Raw genomic sequence first — 19893 nt, 5'->3', positions numbered from 1 at the left:
TCCTCCAGGGGTGCGAGGGCGGCCCTTCCGTCGTGTCGGCGGTGCTCAGTCCTTCAGTGCCGCCTGCATCATCGCCCTGGCCACCGGCGCCGCCAGGCCGTTGCCGCTGACCTCCGAGCGTTCCGCGTCCGACTGCTCGACCAGGACCGCCACGGCGACCTCCTTGTCGTTGGAGTCGGACTTCGCGTACGAGGTGAACCAGGCGTACGGCGTCTGGCTGTTGTTCTCGCCGTGCTGGGCCGTACCGGTCTTGCCGCCCACCGTCGCGCCGGAGATCTGCGCGTTCGTGCCCGTGCCGTCCTCGACGACCGTCTGCATCGCGGACTGGAGCTGCTGGGCCGTGGAGGAGCTGACGACCTCCTTGGTGTCCGTGCTGTCGTCGTAGTCCTTCAGCACATTGCCGTCGGAGTCACTGGTCTGCGACACCATGTGCGGCGACACCAGCTTTCCGTCATTGGCAATAGCGGCCGACACCATGGCCATCTGGAGCGGTGTGGCGGTCACATCGAACTGGCCGATGCCCGTGAGCGCGGTGGACGACTCGTCCATGTCGGAGGGATATACGCTGGTGTACGCCCGTACCGGCACATCCTGCGTCTCGTCGTTGAAGCCGAACTTCTCGGCCTGCGCCTTGAGCTTGTCCTGGCCCAGGTCGACGGCCATCTTCGCGAAGACGTTGTTGCAGGAGTACTGGAGCGCCACCCGGATCGAGGCGTTCTCGCAGGGCGCGGACGCGTTCTCGTTCTCCAGGTCGGTGGTCGTGTTCGGCAGCCTGTACGGGTTCGGGCTGTCCGTCTTCGCGTCGACGTCCGGGTACAGCCCGTCCTCCAGCGCGGCCGCCGCGACGACCAGCTTGAACGTCGAGCCCGGCGGCAGCGGCTGGCGCAGCGCCCGGTTCGTCATCGGCTTGTCGGGGTCCTTGGTCAGCGTCGTCCAGGCGTCCGAGTCGCCGGTGCTGAGCTGCGAGGGGTCGTACGACGGGGTGGAGACCACCGCGAGGATCCTGCCGGTCGTCGGGTCGATCGCGACGGCCGCGCCCTTCTTGTCACCGAGGGCTTCGTACGCCGCCTTCTGTACATCCGGGTCGATGGTCGTGATCACGTCACCCGGGTCGGCGCGCTTGTCGGTGAGCGTGTCCAGCGGGGTCTTGAGCTGGAGGTCCGTGCCGTCGAGCAGGTCCTGGTAGATGCCCTCCAGCTGCGTCGCCCCGTACACCTGCGAGCTGTAGCCGGTGACCGCCGCGTACAGACTGCCGTCCGTGTACGTGCGCTTGTACTTGAGGTCACTGCCCTTCGTCTGCGCGGAACCGGTGATCGCGTCTCCGGCCACGATGATGTTCCCGAGCGGGTTCGCGTACTGCTCTATCGCGTTCCGTCGGTTGTCCTTGTCGTCCGCGAGCGCCTGGCCTTCGTAGAACTGCACCCAGGTCGCCCTCACCAGCAGAGCGAGTATGAGCAGCAGCGTGAAGACGGCGGAGCGCCTGATCGTCTTGTTCATTCCGCTCACAAAGACGAGCGGGCGGGAGGGAAACGTTCCCTTCCGCCCGCATTTCTCATAGACCGTTCATGAAGCCCGCCGCCCGCGGACGGACTCCGGGTCACAGCCTGCGCGTCGCCAGCGTCAGACGGTCGCGGGCGTCGAACAGCGCGTCCTTGACCAGCTGCTCGTGCGCCGGCGTCAGGCGCGCCACGGGTACCGAGCAGCTGATCGCGTCGCGGGCGGGCGTCCGGTACGGGATGGCGACGCCGAAGCAGCGCAGGCCCAGCGTGTTCTCCTCGCGGTCCACGGCGAAGCCCTGCTCACGGACCTGGTGCAGCTCCTCGATGAGCTTCTCCCGGTCGGTGATCGTGTGCTCGGTGAGCGCGGGGAGCGTCTCCGGGAGCAGCTTGCGGACCTGCTCGTCGGTGTGGGTGGCGAGCAGCGCCTTGCCGAGCGAGGTCGAGTGCGCGGGGAGGCGGCGGCCGACCCGGGTGAAGGGGCGCAGGTAGTGCTGCGACTGGCGGGTGGCCAGATAGACGACGTTCGTGCCGTCCAGGCGGGCCAGGTGGATGGTCTCCGTCGTGTCGTCGGAGAGGCGGTCCAGGGTCGGGCGGGCCGCGGCGACCACCTCGTCGCCGTCGATGTACGAGGTGCCGACGAGCAGGGCCCGTACGCCGATGCCGTACCGCGTGCCCGTCGCGTCCGTCTCGACCCAGCCGAGCTCGACGAGCGTGCGCAGCAGCATGTACAGGCTGGACTTCGGATAACCGACGGCTTCCTGCACGGAGGCGAGCGAGTGCATACCGGGCCGGCCGGCGAAGTACTCGAGCAATTCCACGGTCCGCACCGCGGACTTCACCTGCGCCCCGCCGCCTGTCTCGACTGCCGACATCGCCCTTGACCCCTTCGTTCGACGGGAAATAGTCTCCAACAGCATATTCACCATCAGAGACAGTGTTCAGCATATCGAACGCCCCTGGTGAGTGACACAGAACTGCGGCATCACATCTTGGAGGGACCCGCGGTGGCAGCAGCACCAGTCTGGAGTGTCGACCCCCGAACCGGGAAGCAGCGGGAACAGGTTGCGGTGGAGGCCACGGCCCAGGAGGTGGACGAAGCCGTCCGCGCCGCGCACGCCGCGCGCCCGGCCCTCGCCGACCGGACGGTCCGCGCGGCCTTCCTGCGCACCGCCGCCGACCTGCTCGAAGGCTCCAAGGAACACCTCGTCGAGGCCGCGGACGCGGAGAGCGCGCTCGGCCCCGTCCGGCTCACCGGCGAACTCGCCCGCACCTGCTACCAGTTGCGGGCCTTCGCCGACATCGTCGACGAGGGCGCCTTCCTCGACGTCGTGATCAACCACCCCGACGACACCGCGACCCCGCCGATCCCGGATCTGCGCCGCTACAAGGTGCCGCTCGGTGTCGTCGCCGTCTACTCCGCCTCGAACTTCCCCTTCGCCTTCTCGGTCGCCGGCGGCGACACCGCGAGCGCGCTGGCGGCGGGCTGCCCGGTCGTGGTCAAGGCGCACCCGGACCACCCGGGGCTCTCCGAGCTGGTCGCGGCCAACCTGCGCCGGGCCGCCGCCCAGCACGACATCCCCGCGGGAGTGGTGGGCCTGGTCCACGGCTTCGAGGCGGGCGTCGAGCTGGTCAGGCACCCGCTGGTCTCGGCGGCCGGATTCACCGGTTCCGTACGCGGCGGCCGTGCCCTCTTCGACGCGGCGGCGGCACGCCCCGTGCCGATCCCCTTCCACGGCGAGCTGGGGTCCCTGAACCCCGTCGTCGTCACCGAGGCAGCGGCGGCCGAGCGCGCCGAGGCGATCGGCGCCGGCCTCGCGGGCTCGATGACGCTGGGCGTCGGCCAGTTCTGTGTGAAGCCGGGCCTGGTCCTGGCCCCGGCGGGCGCGGCCGGCGACCGCTTCGTCAAGTCGCTCACGGACGCCGTCAGCGACACCGACGCCGGCGTCCTGCTCGACCACCGGATGCGTGACAACTTCATCGCCGGGGTCGCCGAGCGCGCCGAACTCCCCGACGTGGAGGCCCCGGTGACCCCGGGCGCCGGCAGTGAGCACACGGTGAGCCCCGGCTTCCTGACCGTGCCCGCGAGCAAGCTCACCGCCGAGGGCGAGCACGATCTGCTCCTGGAGGAGTGCTTCGGCCCGCTCACCGTGATCGCCCGCTACGAGGACGACGCCGAGGCCAGCGCGGTCCTCTCCCGGCTGCCCGGCAACCTCACCGCCACCGTGCAGCTCTCCACCGAGGAGGCGGCGGGCGAGGGGCGCGGCGCCGAGATCCTCGCCGAGCTGACCCCGCTCGCGGGCCGCGTCCTGGTCAACGGCTGGCCGACCGGCGTCGCGGTCGCTCCCGCCCAGCACCACGGCGGCCCCTACCCCGCGACCACCTCCACCTCAACCTCGGTCGGCGGTACGGCTATTGAGCGCTGGCTGCGTCCTGTGGCGTACCAGAACACGCCTGAGGCGCTGCTGCCGCCCGAACTCCGGGACGACAACCCGCTGGGGCTGCCGCGCCGTTACGACGGCCGGCTGGAACGCTGAGTGGGAGCCGCCCGGGACATGCCAGGGGTGACCTGGGAGACTCGGCGGATGGACGTCGAACTCCCCGAACTCCCGTTCCGGCTTCGCACCTACGGGCCTGACGGTCACTGGTCGTACGAGGACGGAGTGCTCACCGGCTGGGCGGGGGCCCGGCAGGACCGCTTCGTGCCGCCCACCGGTGAGGGGCTTGACGCCGCCTCCGACGCGCCCCGGCTGCTCGGGGAGCCGGAGGGTGACTTCCAGCTGATCGCCAGGGTCACTGTCGGGTTCGGGGGCTCCTTCGACGCGGGTGTCCTCTACGTCCACGTGGGGGAGCGGGCCTGGGCGAAGCTCTGCCTGGAGTACTCCCCGGATGTCGCCACCGTCTGCACGGTGGTCACCCGGGGGCACTCCGACGACGCCAACTCCTTCACCGTCGACGGCAGTTCGGTCTGGCTGCGGGTCAGCCGGACCGGGCGCGCCTTCGCCTTCCACGCGTCGCGGGACGGGGTCCGCTGGACCTTCGTCCGGCTCTTCACCCTCGGGGACGAGAAGGAGACCTCGGCGGCGCTGGTCGGCTTTATGACGCAGTCGCCTCTGGGGGAGGGGTGCGTGGTGACGTACGACGAGGTTGAGTTCCGGGCGAACTGGCCGCGGGACTTGAGGGACGGGAGCTGATTTTCGCCCCCTCCGCCCTTCCCGTCCCGTTTCCGGGGGCTGCCGCCCCCAAGGCCCCGCTTCGCGCTGAACGCGCTCGTCCTCAAACGCCGGACGGGCTGAGGGGGGTCAGCCCGTCCGGCGTTCGAGGAGCGGGGGGTCTGGGGGTGGAGCCCCCAAGGGACGGGAATGGGCAGGGGCGGAGGGGGCGAAGAGTCCTCTAGCGCGCCACCCGCAAGCCCACCGATGCCACCGCCGTCACAGCCAGTGCCCCCGCGCTCAGCGCGAGACTCACCCGCAGGCCCGCCTCGAAATCACCGGCCACCAGTGACCCGAACGCCGCGATGGCCAGTCCCCCGGCCACCTGGCGGGCCGAGTTGAGGACCCCCGCCGCCAGCCCGGCCCGGTCGGAGGGGACCGCATCCATCATCACGGCCGTCAACGGCGGAATCGTCAGAGCACAGCCAAGAGCCATGGGGACGAGGAGCGCGGCGACCAACGCGGCGGGCGTCGAGGCGTCGACGTACAGCAGGAGCAACGCTCCGACCGCGGCGGACGACTGCCCGAGCAGCATCGGCAGGCGAGGCCCGAACCGCCCCGCCAGCTTGCCCGCGGCGATGTTCGTGACGGCGATGAGACCGGTCATGGGGAGGAACATCAGCCCCGCGTAGAGCGCGGAACGCCCCTGGACCTGCTGGAAGAACAGGGAGAAGAGGAACACCACCCCGTAGAAGGCCACGCTGCACGCCGCCCCCGCTGCGACGGCCACACTCACGTTCCTGCTGCGGAACAGCTCCAGCGGCACGACCGGACACGTCTGCCGCGCCTCGACCCGGACGAAGACCAGACCCGCGACCACGGCCACCACCAGCGAGACCACCCCTGCCGTACCGCCCTCGATGACCGCGAACGTCAGCGCCGTGAGCGCCACGACCGCCGCCAGCTGGCCCGGCAGATCCAGCGGCGCGGGCCGGCGCTCCGAACGCGGCGCCCGTACCAGCAGCGCCAACGCCACCGCCCCCAACGGCACGTTGATGAAGAAGATCCCCCGCCAGTCCCACACCGTGGTCAGCGCACCGCCCGCCACCGGCCCCAGCGCCACCGCGACCGACCCGCCGGCCGCCCACAGGGCAACGGCTCGCGCCCGCTTCGCGGCATCCGGGTACGCCTGCCGCACCAGCGCGAGCGAGGCGGGCAGCACCACGGCCGCCGCGGCCCCCTGGACGACGCGCGCGCCGACCAGCACCGGCAGAGTCGGCGCGAGACCGCACGCCACGGAAGCGAGCGTGAACACCGTGATCCCGATTCCGTACGCCCGGCTCGCCCCGGCCCGGTCCGAGAACGCACCGGTGGACAGCATCAGCGCCGCGAAGGAAAGCGTGTACGCGTCCACGACCCATTGCAGTCCCGACATCCCGGCCCCGAGCGTCGACCCGATCGACGGGAGCGCCACGTTCACGACGGACGCGTCGAGCGTGATCAACGCGAAGCCGAGGAGGGCGGCGGTGAGCGTGAGGGCGGGGGAGGAGGGGGCAGGTGGGTGCACCAACTCCTGACTTCCCGCAGGGGCTTGACGTGCGGCGGACAGGGTTTCGGTGGTCGGGTCGGGTGCCATGCCTCCATGCTGCGGATCTGCGTCGGCGTACAGTAGTGGCCCGAACGCCATACCTCCGGAGGTTCTGGCCATGCCCCGACCGGCTCGCTCGGCCCAACCGGCCCAAGCGGCCCAGTCGACCCGGCCGGCTCGCTCGGCCCAACCGGCCCAAGCGGCCCAGTCGACCCGACCGGCCCAGCCGACCCGGCCGAGCGGCCTGCGCCGCGTCGCCGTCATCGCGGCGACTCCCGTCTCGATGTTCAACCTCGCGATTCCGGAACTCCTTTTGGAGAAGGTCGAGGTCGACGGCGGGCCGGGCTACGAAGTGGCGATCTGTGCTCCGGATCCGGGTCCGGTGCCGACCACCGGCGGCCTCGATCTGTATGTCCGGCACGGTCTCGACGTCGTGCGGGACGCGGACCTGGTCGTCGTCGTGGGTACCGGGCAGCGGTACACGCCCGACCCGCGTACGGTCGGGGCCCTCCGGGAGGCCGCCGCCGCGGGCAAGCGGATCGCTTCCATCTGCAGCGGCGCCTTCGCGCTGGCCGAGGCGGGCCTGCTGGACGGCCGCCGGGCCACGACCTACTGGAACCAGGCCGAGGAACTGCGCAGGCGGTACCCGCGGATCGATCTCACGGACGACGTCCTCTATGTGCAGGACGGTCAGATCATGACGTCGTCCGGGTACGCCGCCGGAATCGACCTCTGCCTCCACATCGTCCGCACCGACTACGGCGCCGCCGTCGCCAACGAGGTGGCCCGCACGGCGCTGGTCGCCCCCGTACGGCCCGGTGGCCAGACCCAGTTCACCCAGACTCCGCTGCCGCCCGAGCGCGGCACCGTGTGTGCCGACACCCGGGGCTGGGCGATGCGCAACCTCGACAAGCCGCTCACGCTCACCGACCTGGCCCGCCACGCGGGCGTCAGCGTACGTACCCTCACCCGCCGCTTCCACGCCGAGAGCGGGGTCAGCCCGCTCCAGTGGCTCCTCCACCAGCGCATCGAACGAGCCAGGGAACTCCTGGAAACGACCACCTTCCCCATGGACAACGTGGCCCGCGCCAGCGGCCTCGGCACCGCCGACTCACTCCGCGCCCACCTGGTCCGCCGCACCGGTCTGACCCCGAGTGCCTACCGCACCCAGTTCACCCGCCTGGGAACCGCACCGACGCCCGCCCCGTCCTCCCCTGCATGATCAGAACCCACCGCACCGTCGGCTCTCTCGTGATCAGGACCGCTCTGCCCAGCGAGGCCGCCGCCATCGCGGAGCTGCATGGCAGGGCACGCGCGACCTACTACCCGGACGGTCTGCCGGACGACGGGTTCGACTGGCCCGCGCGCTGGAGGGGCGCCATCGAGCGCCCGGACGGGCATGTACTGTGCGCGGTCCGCGACGGGCGCCTCGTGGGCATCGCCTCGTTCCGTACCGCCGAGGCGGCCCCCGCCGACACCGTGACCCTCTTCCAGTTCCACGTCGACCCCGGCAACTGGCGGACGGGCATCGGCGCGGACCTGCACACGGCCTGCCTGGAACAGTGGCGGGCCGACGGGAAGCGGACCGCAGCCCTCGACGTGCACGTCGACAACGAGCGGGCGCAGGCCTTCTACGCCCGCCAGGGCTGGACCCGGGAGCGGGAGCCAGTGGCGGACGAGCACCATGTGACCCTGCGGCGCGTGGTGTCCGGGGAATGAGCGGGGCCGCTTGAACGTTCACGTACTGAGCGGAGGGCGCCTCCGTACCCGTACGACCTGGAAAGAGCCGAAGACATGCGCGTCGAGATCTGGAGCGACATCGCCTGCCCCTGGTGCTACGTGGGCAAGGCCCGCTTCGAGAAGGCGCTCGACGCCTTCCCGCACCGCGACGAGGTCGAGGTGGTGCACCGTTCCTTCGAGCTCGACCCGAACCGCGCCAAGGACGACATTCAGCCCGTCCTGAAGATGCTGACCAAGAAGTACGGCATGAGCGAGGCGCAGGCGCAGGCCGGCGAGGAGAACCTCGGCACGCAGGCCGCCGCCGAGGGCCTCGAGTACCGTACCCGGGACCGCGACCACGGCAACACCTTCGACATGCACCGCCTGCTCCACTTCGCCAAGGCGCAGGGCAGGCAGGACGAGCTGATCGGCGCCCTCTACCGGGCGAACTTCGCCGAGGAGCGGTCCGTCTTCGGGGACGACGAGCGTCTCGTGGAGCTGGCCGTCGCCGCCGGGCTCGACGCGGACGCGGTCCGCAAGGTGGTCGCCGACCCGACCGCATACGCCGACGACGTCCGGGCCGACGAGCGCGAGGCCGCCGAGCTGGGTGCGAACGGTGTCCCGTTCTTCGTCCTCGACCGCAAGTACGGCGTCTCCGGCGCCCAGCCCGCCGAGGTCTTCGCCCAGGCGCTGACCCAGGCGTGGGGCGAGCGCCCGCCACTGAAGCTGATCCAGCAGGCCTCCGACGACTCCGAGGTCTGCGGACCGGACGGGTGCGCCGTACCGCAGAACTGAAAAGCCCAGGTCGGAGGGCATGCATAAGCGGCCCTTGGCGGATCTGAGTAGAAAATGGCGATGGACGGGGAGTTCGCGCGGCCGCAGAGTGGTCCCATGGAGACCTTCGAGACTCTCGTACGAGCCGAGTTCGCCCCGAAGAACACCTACCTGAACACCGCGAGCACCGGGCTGCTCCCGGTCCGCGCGGTGGACGCCATGCGGGCCGGCGTCGAATCCGTGGCGGCAGGTCAGCCGCAGGACATGTTCGCGGACGTGGAGGCGGCCAGGGCCGCCTTCGCCCGGCTGGTCGGCGTCCCGGAGGTCCGGGTCGCGGCCGGGGCCTCGGTCGCCGTCTACACCGGCCTGATCGCCGCCTCGCTCCCCGAAGGCGCCGAAGTCCTCACCGCCGAGGCCGACTTCGCCTCCGTCGTGAACCCCTTCCACATGCGCCGCGACCTCAAGGTACGCGCGGTGCCGCTGGAGCGGATCGCCGAGTCCGTACGCCCGGACACCGCGCTCGTCGCGGTCAGCGCCGCGCAGTCCGCCGACGGCCGGCTCGCCGACCTGCCGGCCATCCGCGCGGCCGCGCGCGAGCACGGCGCCCGTACGTATGTGGACGCGTCCCAGGCGATGGGCTGGCTGCCGGTCGAGGCGGACGCGTACGACTACGTCTCCTCCGTCGCCTTCAAGTGGCTCGTGTGCCCGCGCGGCGTGGCCTTCCTGGTCGTCCCGGAGGACCTCGGCGGGCTCACTCCGGTCTTCGCGGGCTGGGTCGCGGGCGAACACCCCTGGGACAGCTGTTACGGTCCGGTCCAGGAACTCGCCCACTCCGCACGGCGGTTCGACGAGAGCCCCAGCCTCTTCTCGTACGCGGGCGCCCGGCACTCACTGGAGCTGATCGGGAAACTGGGCGTCGACACCGTACGCGCCCATGACCTGGCACTCGCGGACCGTTTCCGCGCAGGTCTGCACCGACTGGACCACGAGCCCGTCCCCGCTCCCGGCTCACCCATCGTCTCCGTGCCCGGACTCGGCCACCGGCAGCCCGAGTTGAGCCGCGCCGGCGTCGAAGTCTCCGACCGGGCCGGAAACCTGAGGGCCGCTTTCCACCTGTACAACACCTCCGCCGACGTCGACCGGCTGCTCGACGTCCTCTCCGGCTGAGTCCCCCACCCACTGGCGCGGGTTCCCCGGGAACGCTAGGAAGGGCACCACGAGGTGGTGGTGCCGGTGGAACCGACGCTCGTGGACGCCGAGTTGCATCGGCGGCTGGTGTACGGGGACGAGTCCGCGCTCGCCGAGGTGTACGCCGCGTACGGCGCTCTCGTACGACGGGTGGCCGTCCGGGTCACACGCAGCCCGGCCGCCGCCGAGGATGTCGCACAGGAGGTCTTCGCCCAGCTCTGGAGCAGGCCGTACGCCTTCGACGCGCGCCGTGGTTCGTTGCGCACCTGGCTGTCCATGCTCGCCCACCGGCGGGCCGTGGACTGGGTGCGCAGCGAGGCCAGGCACCGCAAGGACCTCCGCGCGGACGACTCGGTGCTGCACGCCATCCCGGACGCCGCGCCCGGCCCCGACGAGACGGTCGTCGACCGTGAACGCTCGCTGCTCCTGCACACCGCCCTCGCCGAACTCCCCCGGTCCCAGCGGGAGGTGGTCCACCTCGCCTACTTCGCCGGCCGCACCTACCGGCAAGCTGCCGTGGAGCTGGGCATCCCGGAGGGCACCGCCAAGACGCGGCTGCGTTCGGCGTTGCGCAAGCTCGCGGAGACCCTGGCCGATCCGCCGGACCCGGCAGTGGGAAGGGGTGCGTGATGACGTTCGGGGTGACTCCGGGAGGGCGGGGCGTGCGTATGGTGGGCTCAGCGGGGCGAGGTGCGGCCGCCATGCCGGCCAAGTCCCGGAAGGGCGGCATGCGATGAGCACCGAGCACGAGGACGTACGGGACCTGCTGGCGGCCTGGGCCCTCGGCGCGCTGCCGGCCGCCGACCGGCGCACGGTCCCCGCGCACCTCGCCGACTGCGAGTCCTGCGCGGCGGAGGCGGAACGGCTACGGGAGACGGTACGGCTGCTGGACGGGCGGGCGGGGGGCGCCGGCCGCGCTGAGCGGTCCGGCGGTTCCGAGCGGTCCGGCGGTTCCGAGCGGTCCGGCGGTTCCGAGCGGTCCGGCGGTTCCGAGCGGATCGGCGGCTTCGAGCAGGCGGGTGGTTCGGAAGAATCCGGCGGCTTCGAGCGGGCGGGCGGTTCCGAAGAGCCCGGCGGTTCCGAGCAGTCCGGTGGCTCCCAACCGGCAAGCGTCTCGGATCAGTTCGGTGGTTCCCAACCGTCAGGAGTCTGGGAGCAGTCCGGCGGTTCCCAACCGGCAAGCGGCTCCGAACAGTCCGACGGTGCCCTCGCCCTCGCCCTGCGCACCCGCCGCGCGGTACCCCGGGTGGCCCCGCACGCCGCCCCCTACGCCGCCGCGGTGTCCGGACTTCAGGCGCTGCTGCGGGAGTTGGACGGGAAAGCGCCCTGGAGTACGCCGGTCGTGCACGGCTGGGACGTGCACAGCACCGTCGCCCATCTCATCGCAGCCGACGAACCGCTGGCCACCAGGCTCGGCCTCGACGCGCACATGCCCTCGTCGGGGCCCACACCGGACGGGACACGGCCGGACGGGACACGGCGGGAGGACGCCTGGGCCGCCCGGACCGCCGAGGTGATCGCGTACGAGCGACGGCGCACGCCAGAGGAAACCGTCGCCGCATGGAGCGCCCGGGCGGCGGCGCTGCTGTCCACGTCCGAGGCGAGGGATCCCGAACTGGCGTCCCAAGCCACGACGTTGATGGGCGTCCGGCTGTCCCTCGCGGACCACTTCGTCGTGCGGGCCTTCGAGGCGTGGATCCACACCGACGACATCGGGCGCGCCCTTGGTCTCGCCGTGCCTCCGCCACCAGATCCGCACCTGTGGCAGCTCGCTCGCCTCGCGGTCCGTGTCCTCGGCAGGGCGCTGGGGCCCGCGTCACCCCCGGTGCTGTTCGGGCTGACCGGGGGAGGCGCGGACGCCCAGTGGGTGCTGGGCGCCGAGGGTGAGCCCGTACGAGCCGAACTCGTCCTGGATCCCGTCGACTTCTGCCTGCTGGTGGGCGGCAGGTACGCGCCGGGGGACGTGCCGCGGGGCGCGGTGGGGGACGCCGCCGCCGTCAGCCACGTACTGGAGAGGGCGGCGTCGCTGGCGTGGCTGTAGCGCAGCGACCTGCATCCCGTGCACCCACCCGCGCCCACCGCTCACCTCACCGGCGTGAAGTCCCGCGCCCCGATGAACTCCGGCCGCCGTACAGGCGCCGCGAACGGCTCGACCGCCGAGTTCTCCACGCTGTTGAAGACGATGAAGACGTTGCTGCGCGGGAACGGGGTGATGTTGTCGCCCGAGCCGTGCATGCAGTTGCAGTCGAACCAGGTCGCCGAACCGGCCTTGCCCGTGAAGAGCTTGATGCCGTGCCGGGTGGCGAGGCGGGTGAGTGCCTCGTCGGAGGGTGTGCCGGCGTCCTGCATCTGGAGGGACTTCTTGTAGTTGTCCGTCGGCGTGGCCCCCGCGCATCCGAGGAACGTCTTGTGCGACCCCGGCATGATCATGAGGCCGCCGTTGGTGTCGTAGTTCTCGGTCAGCGCGATCGAGACGGACACGGTCCGCATGTTGGGCAGACCGTCCTCGGCGTGCCAGGTCTCGAAGTCCGAGTGCCAGTAGAAGCCGCTCGCGCCGAAGCCGGGCTTGACGTTGATCCTCGACTGGTGGACGTACACGTCGGAGCCGAGGATCTGCCGGGCGCGGCCGACGACCCGCTCGTCGCGCACGAGACGGGCGAAGACCTCGCTGATCCGGTGTACCTCGAAGACGGACCGGATCTCCTGCGACTTCGGCTCGACGATGGACCGCTCGTCGGCACGGATCGCGGGATCGGTGACGATCCGCTCCAACTCCTGCCGGTAGACGGCGACTTCGTCGTCGCCGATGAGCTCCTCGACGGGGAGGAAGCCGTCGCGCTCGTACGTCTGGAGCTCGGACACCGCGATCGGCCCCGGTGTGCCGGGGGCGCCCCAGACGACCGGGTCCTGGCGGGGCGCGGACACCTCGTTGGCGGCGCGGCTCGGGTAGAGATCGGTGAGCGTGGTCATGGGGTTCAGACCTCCTCGGGTTCGGTCAGCAGGGGGTAGACGCCGTTCTCGTCGTGGTCCTCCCGTCCGGTGACGGGCGGGTTGAAGACGCAGACGCACCGGAAGTCGGTCTTGGGACGCATGGTGTGGCGTTCGTGGCCGTTCAGGAGGTACATCGTCCCGGGCTCGATCCAGTGCGTCTCGCCGGTCTCGTCGTTGGTGAGTTCGGCCTCGCCCTCGACGCAGAGCACGGCCTCGATGTGGTTCGCGTACCACATCGACGTCTCGGTACCCGCGTACAGCGTCGTCTCGTGCAGGGAGAAGCCGACCTTCTCCCTGGCGAGCACGATGCGCTTGCTCTCCCAGGTACCGGATGCCGCCTTCACATGCCGGTCGGTGCCTTCGACGTCCTTGAACGAACGGACTATCACGGTGGTGCGCTCCCTCTCTCTCGTGCTCTGTTGCTGTTCGCTTTGTTCTCTCGTGCCGCTCAGACGGTTTCCCGTACGGCGCGGGCGAGGGTGCGCAGCCCCTCGTCCAGCTCGTCGGGCGTGATCGTCAGCGCCGGAAGCAGCTTGACGACCTCGCTCTCGGGGCCCGAGGTCTCGATGAGCAGCCCGAGTTCGAAGGCGCGCTGCGCGATACGTCCGGCGCGCTTCTTGTCCTTGAACTCGATGCCCCAGACGAGGCCGCGGCCCCGGTACTCCTTGATGTCGGCGAGGTTCTCCTCGGTGATGGAGATCAGCGCCTGCTCGACCTGCTCGCCGCGGGTGCGGGTCTGCTTCTCCATGGCGGAACCGTCGGTCCAGTACGTCTCCAGCGCGGCGGCGGCCGTGACGAACGCCGGGTTGTTGCCGCGGAAGGTGCCGTTGTGCTCGCCCGGCTCCCAGATGTCCAGCTCGGGCTTGAACAGGCAGAGCGACATGGGCAGTCCGTAGCCGGAGATGGACTTGGACACGGTGACGATGTCGGGCACGATCCCCGCCTCCTCGAAGGAGAAGAACGCCCCCGTACGCCCGCAGCCCATCTGGATGTCGTCGACGATCAGCAGCATGTCCTGTCGCTCGCACAGCTCGGCCAGTGCCCGCAGCCACTCCGGGCGCGCGGCGTTGATGCCGCCCTCGCCCTGCACCGTCTCGACGATCACGGCGGCGGGCTTGTTGAGCCCGGAGCCCTGGTCCTCCAGGAGCCGCTCGAACCACAGGAAGTCCGGGATCTGGCCTTCGAAGTAGTTGTCGAACGGCATCGGCGTGCCGTGCACCAGCGGGATGCCGGCGCCGGCCCGCTTGAACGCGTTGCCGGTCACGGCGAGTGAGCCCAGTGACATCCCGTGGAAGGCGTTGGTGAAGGACACGATGGCCTCGCGCCCCTTCACCTTCCTGGCCAGCTTCAGCGCGGACTCGACGGCGTTGGTGCCCGTCGGACCCGGGAACATGACCTTGTACGGCAGATCGCGCGGCCGCAGCACCACCTTCTGGAAGGACTCCAGGAACGCCCGTTTGGCGGTCGTCGACATGTCGAGACCGTGGGTGACACCGTCCCGTTTCAGATAGTCGATCAACGCCCGTTTGAGTACGGGGTTGTTGTGCCCGTAGTTGAGTGATCCGGCGCCGGCGAAGAAGTCCAGGTACTCATGGCCGTCCTCGTCGTACATACGGCTGCCCTGCGCGCGGTCGAAGACGGTGGGCCAGCTGCGGCAGTAGCTACGCACCTCCGACTCCAGGGTCTCGAAGACGCTCAGGTCGGGCTGGGTGATGGTCACAGTGAATCTCCTTCTGGGAGACGGAAGTCGTGGGGGTTTCGAGCCGTGGGGGGTTCGAGTCGTGTGGGGTTTGAGCCGTGTGCGGTTCAGAACGTCAGGGGCCCGATGCGGTACAGCACCTCGGGGTCGTGCGGACCGTCCGGGAACTGCCCTGCCTGGAACAGCACTTCACGTTCGACGTCCGCGCCGTGGCGACGCGCGTACGAGGTGAACAGCCGCTCGGAGGCGGTGTTGCCCGGCGTGATGGTGGTCTCGACGGCGGTCATCGGCTGCTCCTGGGCGACGCGTGCGGTCAGCCCGTCGAGCAGCGCCGCGGCGAGGCCCCGTCCGCGGTGGGCGCCGTCGACGGCCACCTGCCACACGAGCAGCGTGTCCGGTCGGTCGGGCCTGACATACCCGGTGACGAAACCGACGGGTACGCCCTGTTCGTCCCGTGCCACCGCCGACGTACCGGCGAAGTCACGGCACCACAGCAGATAGCTGTACGAGGAGTTGAGGTCGAGGGTTCCGGAGTCCTTGGCGATACGCCAGAGCGCGGCCCCGTCGGCCACCTCCGGGTGGTCGATCCGAAGGCTCTCCGGCATTTCCAGGAATTCCGCTTGCGGGTCTGCGTGTGCGGCGTTCATGCGGAGTGAATTTACCCAGGGAAATTCCAGATTGCATTGCCGGTTGGGGTTACATGCGAGGCGCCCACGTGTTATCACGCGGGCGCGGACCGCCCACGGCTGGGTTCTATTTAGTACCTTTTGCCCGTAAAATTATCCAGAAAACGGACCCATTGAGACTTCCTGTGGAGTGCGTCACAGCCGCGTAATCACCACGAGATGTGCCCGAATCACGAGATTCCCGTTCGCGAAATCTTGGTGTTTACGCACTGAAAAAGCGGGCAGCAGAATGTGGGGAGCTGCGCCGAATTAGTTTCTGAATGCGCCTCCGGATAAGCCCCGCCAATTAGGCTCCCGTGGCCCTGTCGGCGGGTGGTGGGCGATGCCGGACGGGCGCCCGGAGCAGGCCGGTGTCCAGGCCTGCGACCCCGGCCGGGGCACCCGCGTCTTGTCGAGTTCACCTTCTCGTCACCTGGCGCGCGTTTATCTTCTCTGTAGCCCTAGATGCCTGATGCCGAACTGCCCAAGTGCGAAGTGGAGTTCATGTTCACACTTGCGGCCGCAGGACAACCCCTCCGAAGGGGTGCGCATCTAAGACCGCGAATCGATGACCCGGGGGAGTACCCCGGGACCGGGGGCCATGTGCCCACAATTCTGGGGGCTTGTTGAGGATGGTTGGTTCGGGCATGCGCACGGACGGGCTACTCCCTGGTGGAGGCATAGCTCACGGGACCGCGTCGCATCGATCGGCCGGGGCCGGGGTGTGAAGCACATAGCCCGCCCCGAGCCGCTGACCGGAACCGTCCACGACGCCGACCGGTCGCCCGCTCCCGCGCCGCGCCCGACGGCCGAGTCGCCGACCGGCTGGGGCCACGGCCGGTGGACATGGCTCCGGCCCCCGGGCCCGGCGGGACCGAGGCCCACCGCCGCCCTGCTCGCGGCCGTCATCACCGTCACCGTGTTCTGCGCCGGCGACGTCATCGCCGGCAGCTACCCGTTCGGCCCCCGGACCCGGAGCGTCAACGACCTCGGAAACCAGTACGTCCCCTTCCACGCGCACCTGTGGGACCTGCTGCACGGCAGGGCCGACGGCGGGTTGCTCATCAACTGGCAGTCCGGCTTCGGCTCCAGCTTCCTTCCCGACCTCGGTACGTACCTCAGCAGCCCGTTCGCCCTGCTCGTGGGGGTCTTCCCACGGGACGAGATCGACCTCGCGGTGTATGTGATCACGCTGCTGAAGGTGGCGTCGGCCGGGGCCGCCATGGCCTGGCTGCTGCTCAGGATGCGCCCCGGCCCCTGGTGGGCCGCGGGACTGCTGGGCGCGTCCTACGCCCTGTGCGGCTGGACCCTGACGAGCGCCGCGTACAACGTGATGTGGCTCGACGGCCTCATCGCCCTGCCGCTGCTGTGCCTGGTCGGCGAGTGGACGCTGAACGGCCGGCGCCCGTACCTCGGTGTGCTGGTCGTGGCGGTCGCCTGGATCGCCAACTTCTACACGGCGTACATGGCCACGCTGGCCGCCGCTCTCGTGCTCCTGCTCCGGTTGTGGCTCGCCGGCCGCACGCGCCGGCAGTCGCTCGCGGTGGTGGGCCGTGCCTGTCTGACCGTCGGGCTCGGCATCGGCCTGGCCGCGCCGCTGCTGATGGTGGTGTACGTCGGCACCACGCACGCCTACCCGGGCGTGTACGAACAGTTCGAGCAAGCGACGACGCAGGACCTGCTGGCCCATCTGCTGCCGACGACGTACGGCTTCGGTGCGCCGGCGCTGTACGTGGGCACCACGGCGCTGCTGCTCGCACTCGCCCTGCCCTTCCACCGGGCGGTACCCCGCCGGGTGCGCACCGGGTGGACCCTGCTGGTGGTCGCCGTGGCGCTGTCCCTGCAGTGGGGCCCGACACACCTTGTCTGGCACGCCTTCGCCACCCCCCAGGGAAGTCCCTACCGGCAGGCCTTCGTTCTCTGCGCGCTGCTCGTGATCGCTGCCTGGCACGCGCTCTCCTACGGCGTTCCCGGCCGGCGCGCGCTGTGCGCGGCGGGCGCTCTGCTCGCGCTCATCACCGCCGTCGCGAGCGCGAGCGAGCTGACGGACCCGCCCTACGTACTGCCCCTGGTGGCACTCGCCGCCGTGGGCGCGCTGGGCGGACTGGCCCTGCTGGCCCTCCAGGACCGCGGCCGCGGCGGCCGGCGCCGTGCCGCGCTGTCGGGGCTGGCCGTGACACTCCTCATCGGTACGCAGCTCGGCGAGGCCTCCGCCACCGCCGCCGTGACCACCCGGCTGCGATACGTGAACCTGGACAACTACGCGCCCTGGGGCACGCGCCAGGAGCAGCAGTCGGAGAAGATCGCGGAGGCCGACGGCTGGCCCCGGTACCGCACCGACCCGGGGCGCGAGCAGACCGCCGGCAACGACCCGCTGCTGGTGGGCGGCCAGGGTGCCCAGTACTACAGCAGCCTCACCTCGGACGTCCTCAGCCGCACGCTCACCGCCCTCGGGGACGGCTGGACCTCGCGGGGCCGCAGCCTGCAGAGTCTGGACAACGCCGTCACGGACGTGATCTTCTCCGTCGGCGCGCGGGTGCACTCCCCGCCGGACCCGCATCAGAACTGGTTCCCGGACGACGGGAGCCAGGTGAGCGTGACCCGCCAGGACGTACCCCCGCTGGTGACGGTACGGCCTTCCGGTTCCGGCGCGCAGGAACGTACGGGCCTCGCCGACTTCGGTCCTTCGCCGTACCGGAATCAGGAACTGCTGCTGGGCTCCCGTGTCTACACCGTGCCCCGCCTCACCGTGCGGGACAGCGCCGGGCAGACACCGGAGCGCAGTGACGACGACCGGCCCGGCCTGCTCATCCGCGTTCCTCGCGGGACCGCCGGCCAGGATGCGACGATCACGGCCAACTGCCGGGCCGACAGCGAGGTGTACCTGTGGGCGCCGCACTTCTCGGGCACCGCGCGGCTCACCGGTGCGAGCGCCCAGGGCCCGACCGGCCGGTTCAGGGCCGACCACCCCGTCACCAAGATCGCGCCGATGCAGCCGCTCGGCACGGTTCCGGCATCGGGACAGGTCCGGATCGAGCTGTCCCCCGACAGGACGGGCGTCATCCCCGACGGCGCGGTCGGCTGCCTGGACACCGCCCGGCTGCGCACCGCGGCCGAGCAGCTCAGGACCACCGGCGCCACCGAGGTGACCGTTTCCGACGGCACCGTCCGGGCCCAACTCCCGGCGGGCAGTACGGGAACCGCCGTCCTCGCGGCTCCCCGGATCGCCGGGTGGCGCTGTGCGCTGGGTGACGGCCCCGCCGTACCCGCGCAGGAGTACTACGGGCTGATCGCCGTACCCCTCGACGGTTCCGCGACCAGCGTCACCTGCACGTTCCACCCGCCCGGCCTGCGGCTGGGCACGGCTGTCGGAGCAACCTCACTGCTGGCCGTGATTCTGCTCGGTACCCTCACAACCCTCCGCCGACGGTGTTCCACGGGCCGCCTCGCAGTACCAACGTCCGCACGCCGGCACGACGGTACGCCCGCATGACCGGCGCTCACCGGCCAAGTCCCAGGGAGAGAAGCATGCTCATCTCGATCGTCGCACCCTGTTACGACGAGGAAGACGTCATAGGACGATTCCAGGACCAGGTCATGAAAGTCGCGGAGGAACTCCTTCCGCTCGGCCACGACATGGAGTTCGTGTACGTCGACGACGGCAGCAGCGACGGGACCCTCGCCGCCCTGGAAAAACTGGCCGAACTCGACTCGCGCGTGCGGTACGTCTCCTTCAGCCGCAACTTCGGCAAGGAGGCGGCGCTGCTCGCCGGTCTGCGGCACGCCTCGGGAGACTCCGTGATCGTCATGGACGCGGACCTCCAGCACCCTCCCGAACTCATCAAACGCATGGTGGACCTGCGCGGGCAGGGCTACGACCAGGTCATCGCCAAGCGCACCAGGGGCGGCGACCGGATCAGCCGCACGGTCACAGCCCGGCTGTACTACCGGCTCGTCAACCGGCTCGTCGACGTAAAACTCGTGGACGGCGTCGGCGACTTCCGGCTGCTGTCCCGGCGGGTGGTGGACGCGGTCCTGGAGCTCACCGAGTACAACCGCTTCTCCAAGGGCCTGTTCGCGTGGGTGGGCTTCCCCAGCACCACCGTCGAGTACGAGAACGCGGTGCGCGCGCAGGGCCGCAGCTCATGGACCTTCCGGAGCCTGCTCAACTACGGGCTCGACGGACTGCTCTCCTTCAACAACAGGCCGCTGCGCGCCGCCCTCTACCTCGGTATGGGGCTGCTGCTGTGCACCGGGCTCTACACGGCGTGGATCGTGGTCGCCGCGCTCGTCCACGGTGTGGATACCCCCGGCTATGTCACGATCATCACCGCCGTCACCGCTGCCGCGGCCATGCAGATGATCATGATCGGGGTCATCGGGGAGTACACGGGACGGATCTACTACGAGGTCAAGGGCCGCCCGCACTTCCTGGTGAAGGCGACCAACGTCGAAGGAACACCGGACCGGACGCGGGGCCGAATACCGGAACAGAAGCAGCAGGGAACGCAGGCTCGCACGCCGCGCGCCACGACCAAGAACCTCACTCCCTGATGCGAAATCGCCTGACGCGAAGTCCCTCGACGCGAAATCTCCTGAAGCGAAGCCCCGTGACGCGAAG

Annotated in this window: 17 protein-coding genes; 10 read left to right on the top strand and 7 right to left on the bottom strand. The window is 70.4% G+C overall.

Features of this window, described 5'->3' with window-relative positions:
* Positions 1-45: 45 nt before the first annotated feature.
* Positions 46-1497, bottom strand: coding sequence for a peptidoglycan D,D-transpeptidase FtsI family protein (locus ACFVKT_RS30555; RefSeq protein ID WP_385737516.1), 1452 nt, complete (start codon positions 1495-1497; stop codon positions 46-48).
* A gap of 100 nt (positions 1498-1597) precedes the next feature.
* On the bottom strand, positions 1598-2371 hold the full coding sequence (locus ACFVKT_RS30550) for an IclR family transcriptional regulator (RefSeq protein WP_365428249.1): 774 nt from the start codon (positions 2369-2371) through the stop codon (positions 1598-1600).
* 132 nt (positions 2372-2503) lie between these two features.
* Here ACFVKT_RS30550 and ACFVKT_RS30545 point away from each other — a divergent pair, with 132 nt between their 5' ends.
* Positions 2504-4033 carry an aldehyde dehydrogenase (NADP(+)) gene (locus ACFVKT_RS30545; RefSeq protein ID WP_385737514.1) on the top strand — a complete coding sequence of 510 codons (1530 nt, stop codon included), beginning with the start codon at positions 2504-2506 and terminating at the stop codon, positions 4031-4033.
* Positions 4034-4081: 48 nt separating this feature from the next.
* The gene (locus ACFVKT_RS30540) at positions 4082-4690 is read left to right on the top strand and encodes a DUF1349 domain-containing protein (protein ID WP_385737512.1); all 609 of its coding nucleotides are present in this window, start codon (positions 4082-4084) and stop codon (positions 4688-4690) included.
* Between the two features lie 199 nt (positions 4691-4889).
* On the opposite strand, the gene ACFVKT_RS30535 is transcribed toward ACFVKT_RS30540, so the two are convergent.
* Complete coding sequence (locus ACFVKT_RS30535; protein ID WP_385737510.1) at positions 4890-6284, bottom strand: MFS transporter; 1395 nt, start codon at positions 6282-6284, stop codon at positions 4890-4892.
* 235 nt (positions 6285-6519) lie between these two features.
* On the opposite strand from ACFVKT_RS30535, the gene ACFVKT_RS30530 reads away from it, so the two are divergent.
* From ACFVKT_RS30530 to ACFVKT_RS30505, 6 genes are all read left to right on the top strand, one after another.
* On the top strand, positions 6520-7458 hold the full coding sequence (locus tag ACFVKT_RS30530) for a GlxA family transcriptional regulator (RefSeq protein ID WP_385737874.1): 939 nt from the start codon (positions 6520-6522) through the stop codon (positions 7456-7458).
* On the top strand, positions 7455-7955 hold the full coding sequence (locus tag ACFVKT_RS30525; RefSeq protein ID WP_385737508.1) for a GNAT family N-acetyltransferase: 501 nt from the start codon (positions 7455-7457) through the stop codon (positions 7953-7955). The genes ACFVKT_RS30530 and ACFVKT_RS30525 overlap by 4 nt, the downstream gene beginning before the upstream one ends.
* Before the next feature lie 75 nt (positions 7956-8030).
* A complete protein-coding gene (locus tag ACFVKT_RS30520) occupies positions 8031-8750 on the top strand; it encodes a DsbA family oxidoreductase (protein ID WP_385737506.1) in 720 nt (239 codons plus the stop codon).
* A gap of 96 nt (positions 8751-8846) precedes the next feature.
* Complete coding sequence (locus tag ACFVKT_RS30515; protein ID WP_385737505.1) at positions 8847-9896, top strand: aminotransferase class V-fold PLP-dependent enzyme; 1050 nt, start codon at positions 8847-8849, stop codon at positions 9894-9896.
* Positions 9897-9950: 54 nt separating this feature from the next.
* Positions 9951-10547, top strand: a complete 597-nt coding sequence (locus tag ACFVKT_RS30510) for an RNA polymerase sigma factor (protein WP_385737503.1) — start codon at positions 9951-9953, stop codon at positions 10545-10547.
* A 103-nt stretch (positions 10548-10650) separates the two neighbouring features.
* A complete protein-coding gene (locus tag ACFVKT_RS30505; RefSeq protein ID WP_385737501.1) occupies positions 10651-11958 on the top strand; it encodes a maleylpyruvate isomerase family mycothiol-dependent enzyme in 1308 nt (435 codons plus the stop codon).
* A 41-nt stretch (positions 11959-11999) separates the two neighbouring features.
* Here the strand turns inward: ACFVKT_RS30505 and thpD are convergent, their stop codons facing one another.
* The 4 genes from thpD to ectA form a co-directional block, all read right to left on the bottom strand.
* Complete coding sequence (gene thpD / locus ACFVKT_RS30500; RefSeq protein WP_385737499.1) at positions 12000-12887, bottom strand: ectoine hydroxylase; 888 nt, start codon at positions 12885-12887, stop codon at positions 12000-12002.
* 5 nt (positions 12888-12892) lie between these two features.
* Positions 12893-13297, bottom strand: a complete 405-nt coding sequence (locus tag ACFVKT_RS30495) for an ectoine synthase (protein WP_385737497.1) — start codon at positions 13295-13297, stop codon at positions 12893-12895.
* A 59-nt stretch (positions 13298-13356) separates the two neighbouring features.
* A complete protein-coding gene (gene ectB, locus ACFVKT_RS30490) occupies positions 13357-14628 on the bottom strand; it encodes a diaminobutyrate--2-oxoglutarate transaminase (protein WP_385737495.1) in 1272 nt (423 codons plus the stop codon).
* 86 nt (positions 14629-14714) lie between these two features.
* Positions 14715-15254, bottom strand: coding sequence for a diaminobutyrate acetyltransferase (gene ectA / locus ACFVKT_RS30485; protein WP_385737493.1), 540 nt, complete (start codon positions 15252-15254; stop codon positions 14715-14717).
* Positions 15255-16164: 910 nt separating this feature from the next.
* Here ectA and ACFVKT_RS30480 point away from each other — a divergent pair.
* Both ACFVKT_RS30480 and ACFVKT_RS30475 read left to right on the top strand, forming a co-directional pair.
* Positions 16165-18765 carry a YfhO family protein gene (locus ACFVKT_RS30480; RefSeq protein WP_385737872.1) on the top strand — a complete coding sequence of 867 codons (2601 nt, stop codon included), beginning with the start codon at positions 16165-16167 and terminating at the stop codon, positions 18763-18765.
* A gap of 35 nt (positions 18766-18800) precedes the next feature.
* Positions 18801-19826 carry a glycosyltransferase family 2 protein gene (locus tag ACFVKT_RS30475; RefSeq protein WP_385737492.1) on the top strand — a complete coding sequence of 342 codons (1026 nt, stop codon included), beginning with the start codon at positions 18801-18803 and terminating at the stop codon, positions 19824-19826.
* The last annotated feature ends 67 nt before the right edge of the window (positions 19827-19893 follow it).

It is taken from the genome of Streptomyces sp. NPDC127595 (assembly GCF_042671685.1).
Taxonomy (GTDB): Bacteria; Actinomycetota; Actinomycetes; order Streptomycetales; family Streptomycetaceae; genus Streptomyces.
This window is presented reverse-complemented; position numbering and strand designations above follow the sequence as displayed.

Bases quoted from the DNA above. Each gene is read 5' to 3' on its own strand.
- ACFVKT_RS30550 (WP_365428249.1), bottom strand. From the start codon at position 2,371: ATGTCGGCAGTCGAGACAGGCGGCGGGGCGCAGGTGAAGTCCGCGGTG.
- ACFVKT_RS30555 (WP_385737516.1), bottom strand. From the start codon at position 1,497: ATGAACAAGACGATCAGGCGCTCCGCCGTCTTCACGCTGCTGCTCATA.
- thpD (WP_385737499.1), bottom strand. From the start codon at position 12,887: ATGACCACGCTCACCGATCTCTACCCGAGCCGCGCCGCCAACGAGGTG.
- ACFVKT_RS30505 (WP_385737501.1), top strand. From the start codon at position 10,651: ATGAGCACCGAGCACGAGGACGTACGGGACCTGCTGGCGGCCTGGGCC.
- ACFVKT_RS30520 (WP_385737506.1), top strand. From the start codon at position 8,031: ATGCGCGTCGAGATCTGGAGCGACATCGCCTGCCCCTGGTGCTACGTG.
- ACFVKT_RS30475 (WP_385737492.1), top strand. From the start codon at position 18,801: ATGCTCATCTCGATCGTCGCACCCTGTTACGACGAGGAAGACGTCATA.
- ACFVKT_RS30515 (WP_385737505.1), top strand. From the start codon at position 8,847: ATGGAGACCTTCGAGACTCTCGTACGAGCCGAGTTCGCCCCGAAGAAC.
- ACFVKT_RS30525 (WP_385737508.1), top strand. From the start codon at position 7,455: ATGATCAGAACCCACCGCACCGTCGGCTCTCTCGTGATCAGGACCGCT.
- ACFVKT_RS30535 (WP_385737510.1), bottom strand. From the start codon at position 6,284: ATGGCACCCGACCCGACCACCGAAACCCTGTCCGCCGCACGTCAAGCC.
- ACFVKT_RS30530 (WP_385737874.1), top strand. From the start codon at position 6,520: ATGTTCAACCTCGCGATTCCGGAACTCCTTTTGGAGAAGGTCGAGGTC.
- ectA (WP_385737493.1), bottom strand. From the start codon at position 15,254: ATGAACGCCGCACACGCAGACCCGCAAGCGGAATTCCTGGAAATGCCG.
- ACFVKT_RS30540 (WP_385737512.1), top strand. From the start codon at position 4,082: ATGGACGTCGAACTCCCCGAACTCCCGTTCCGGCTTCGCACCTACGGG.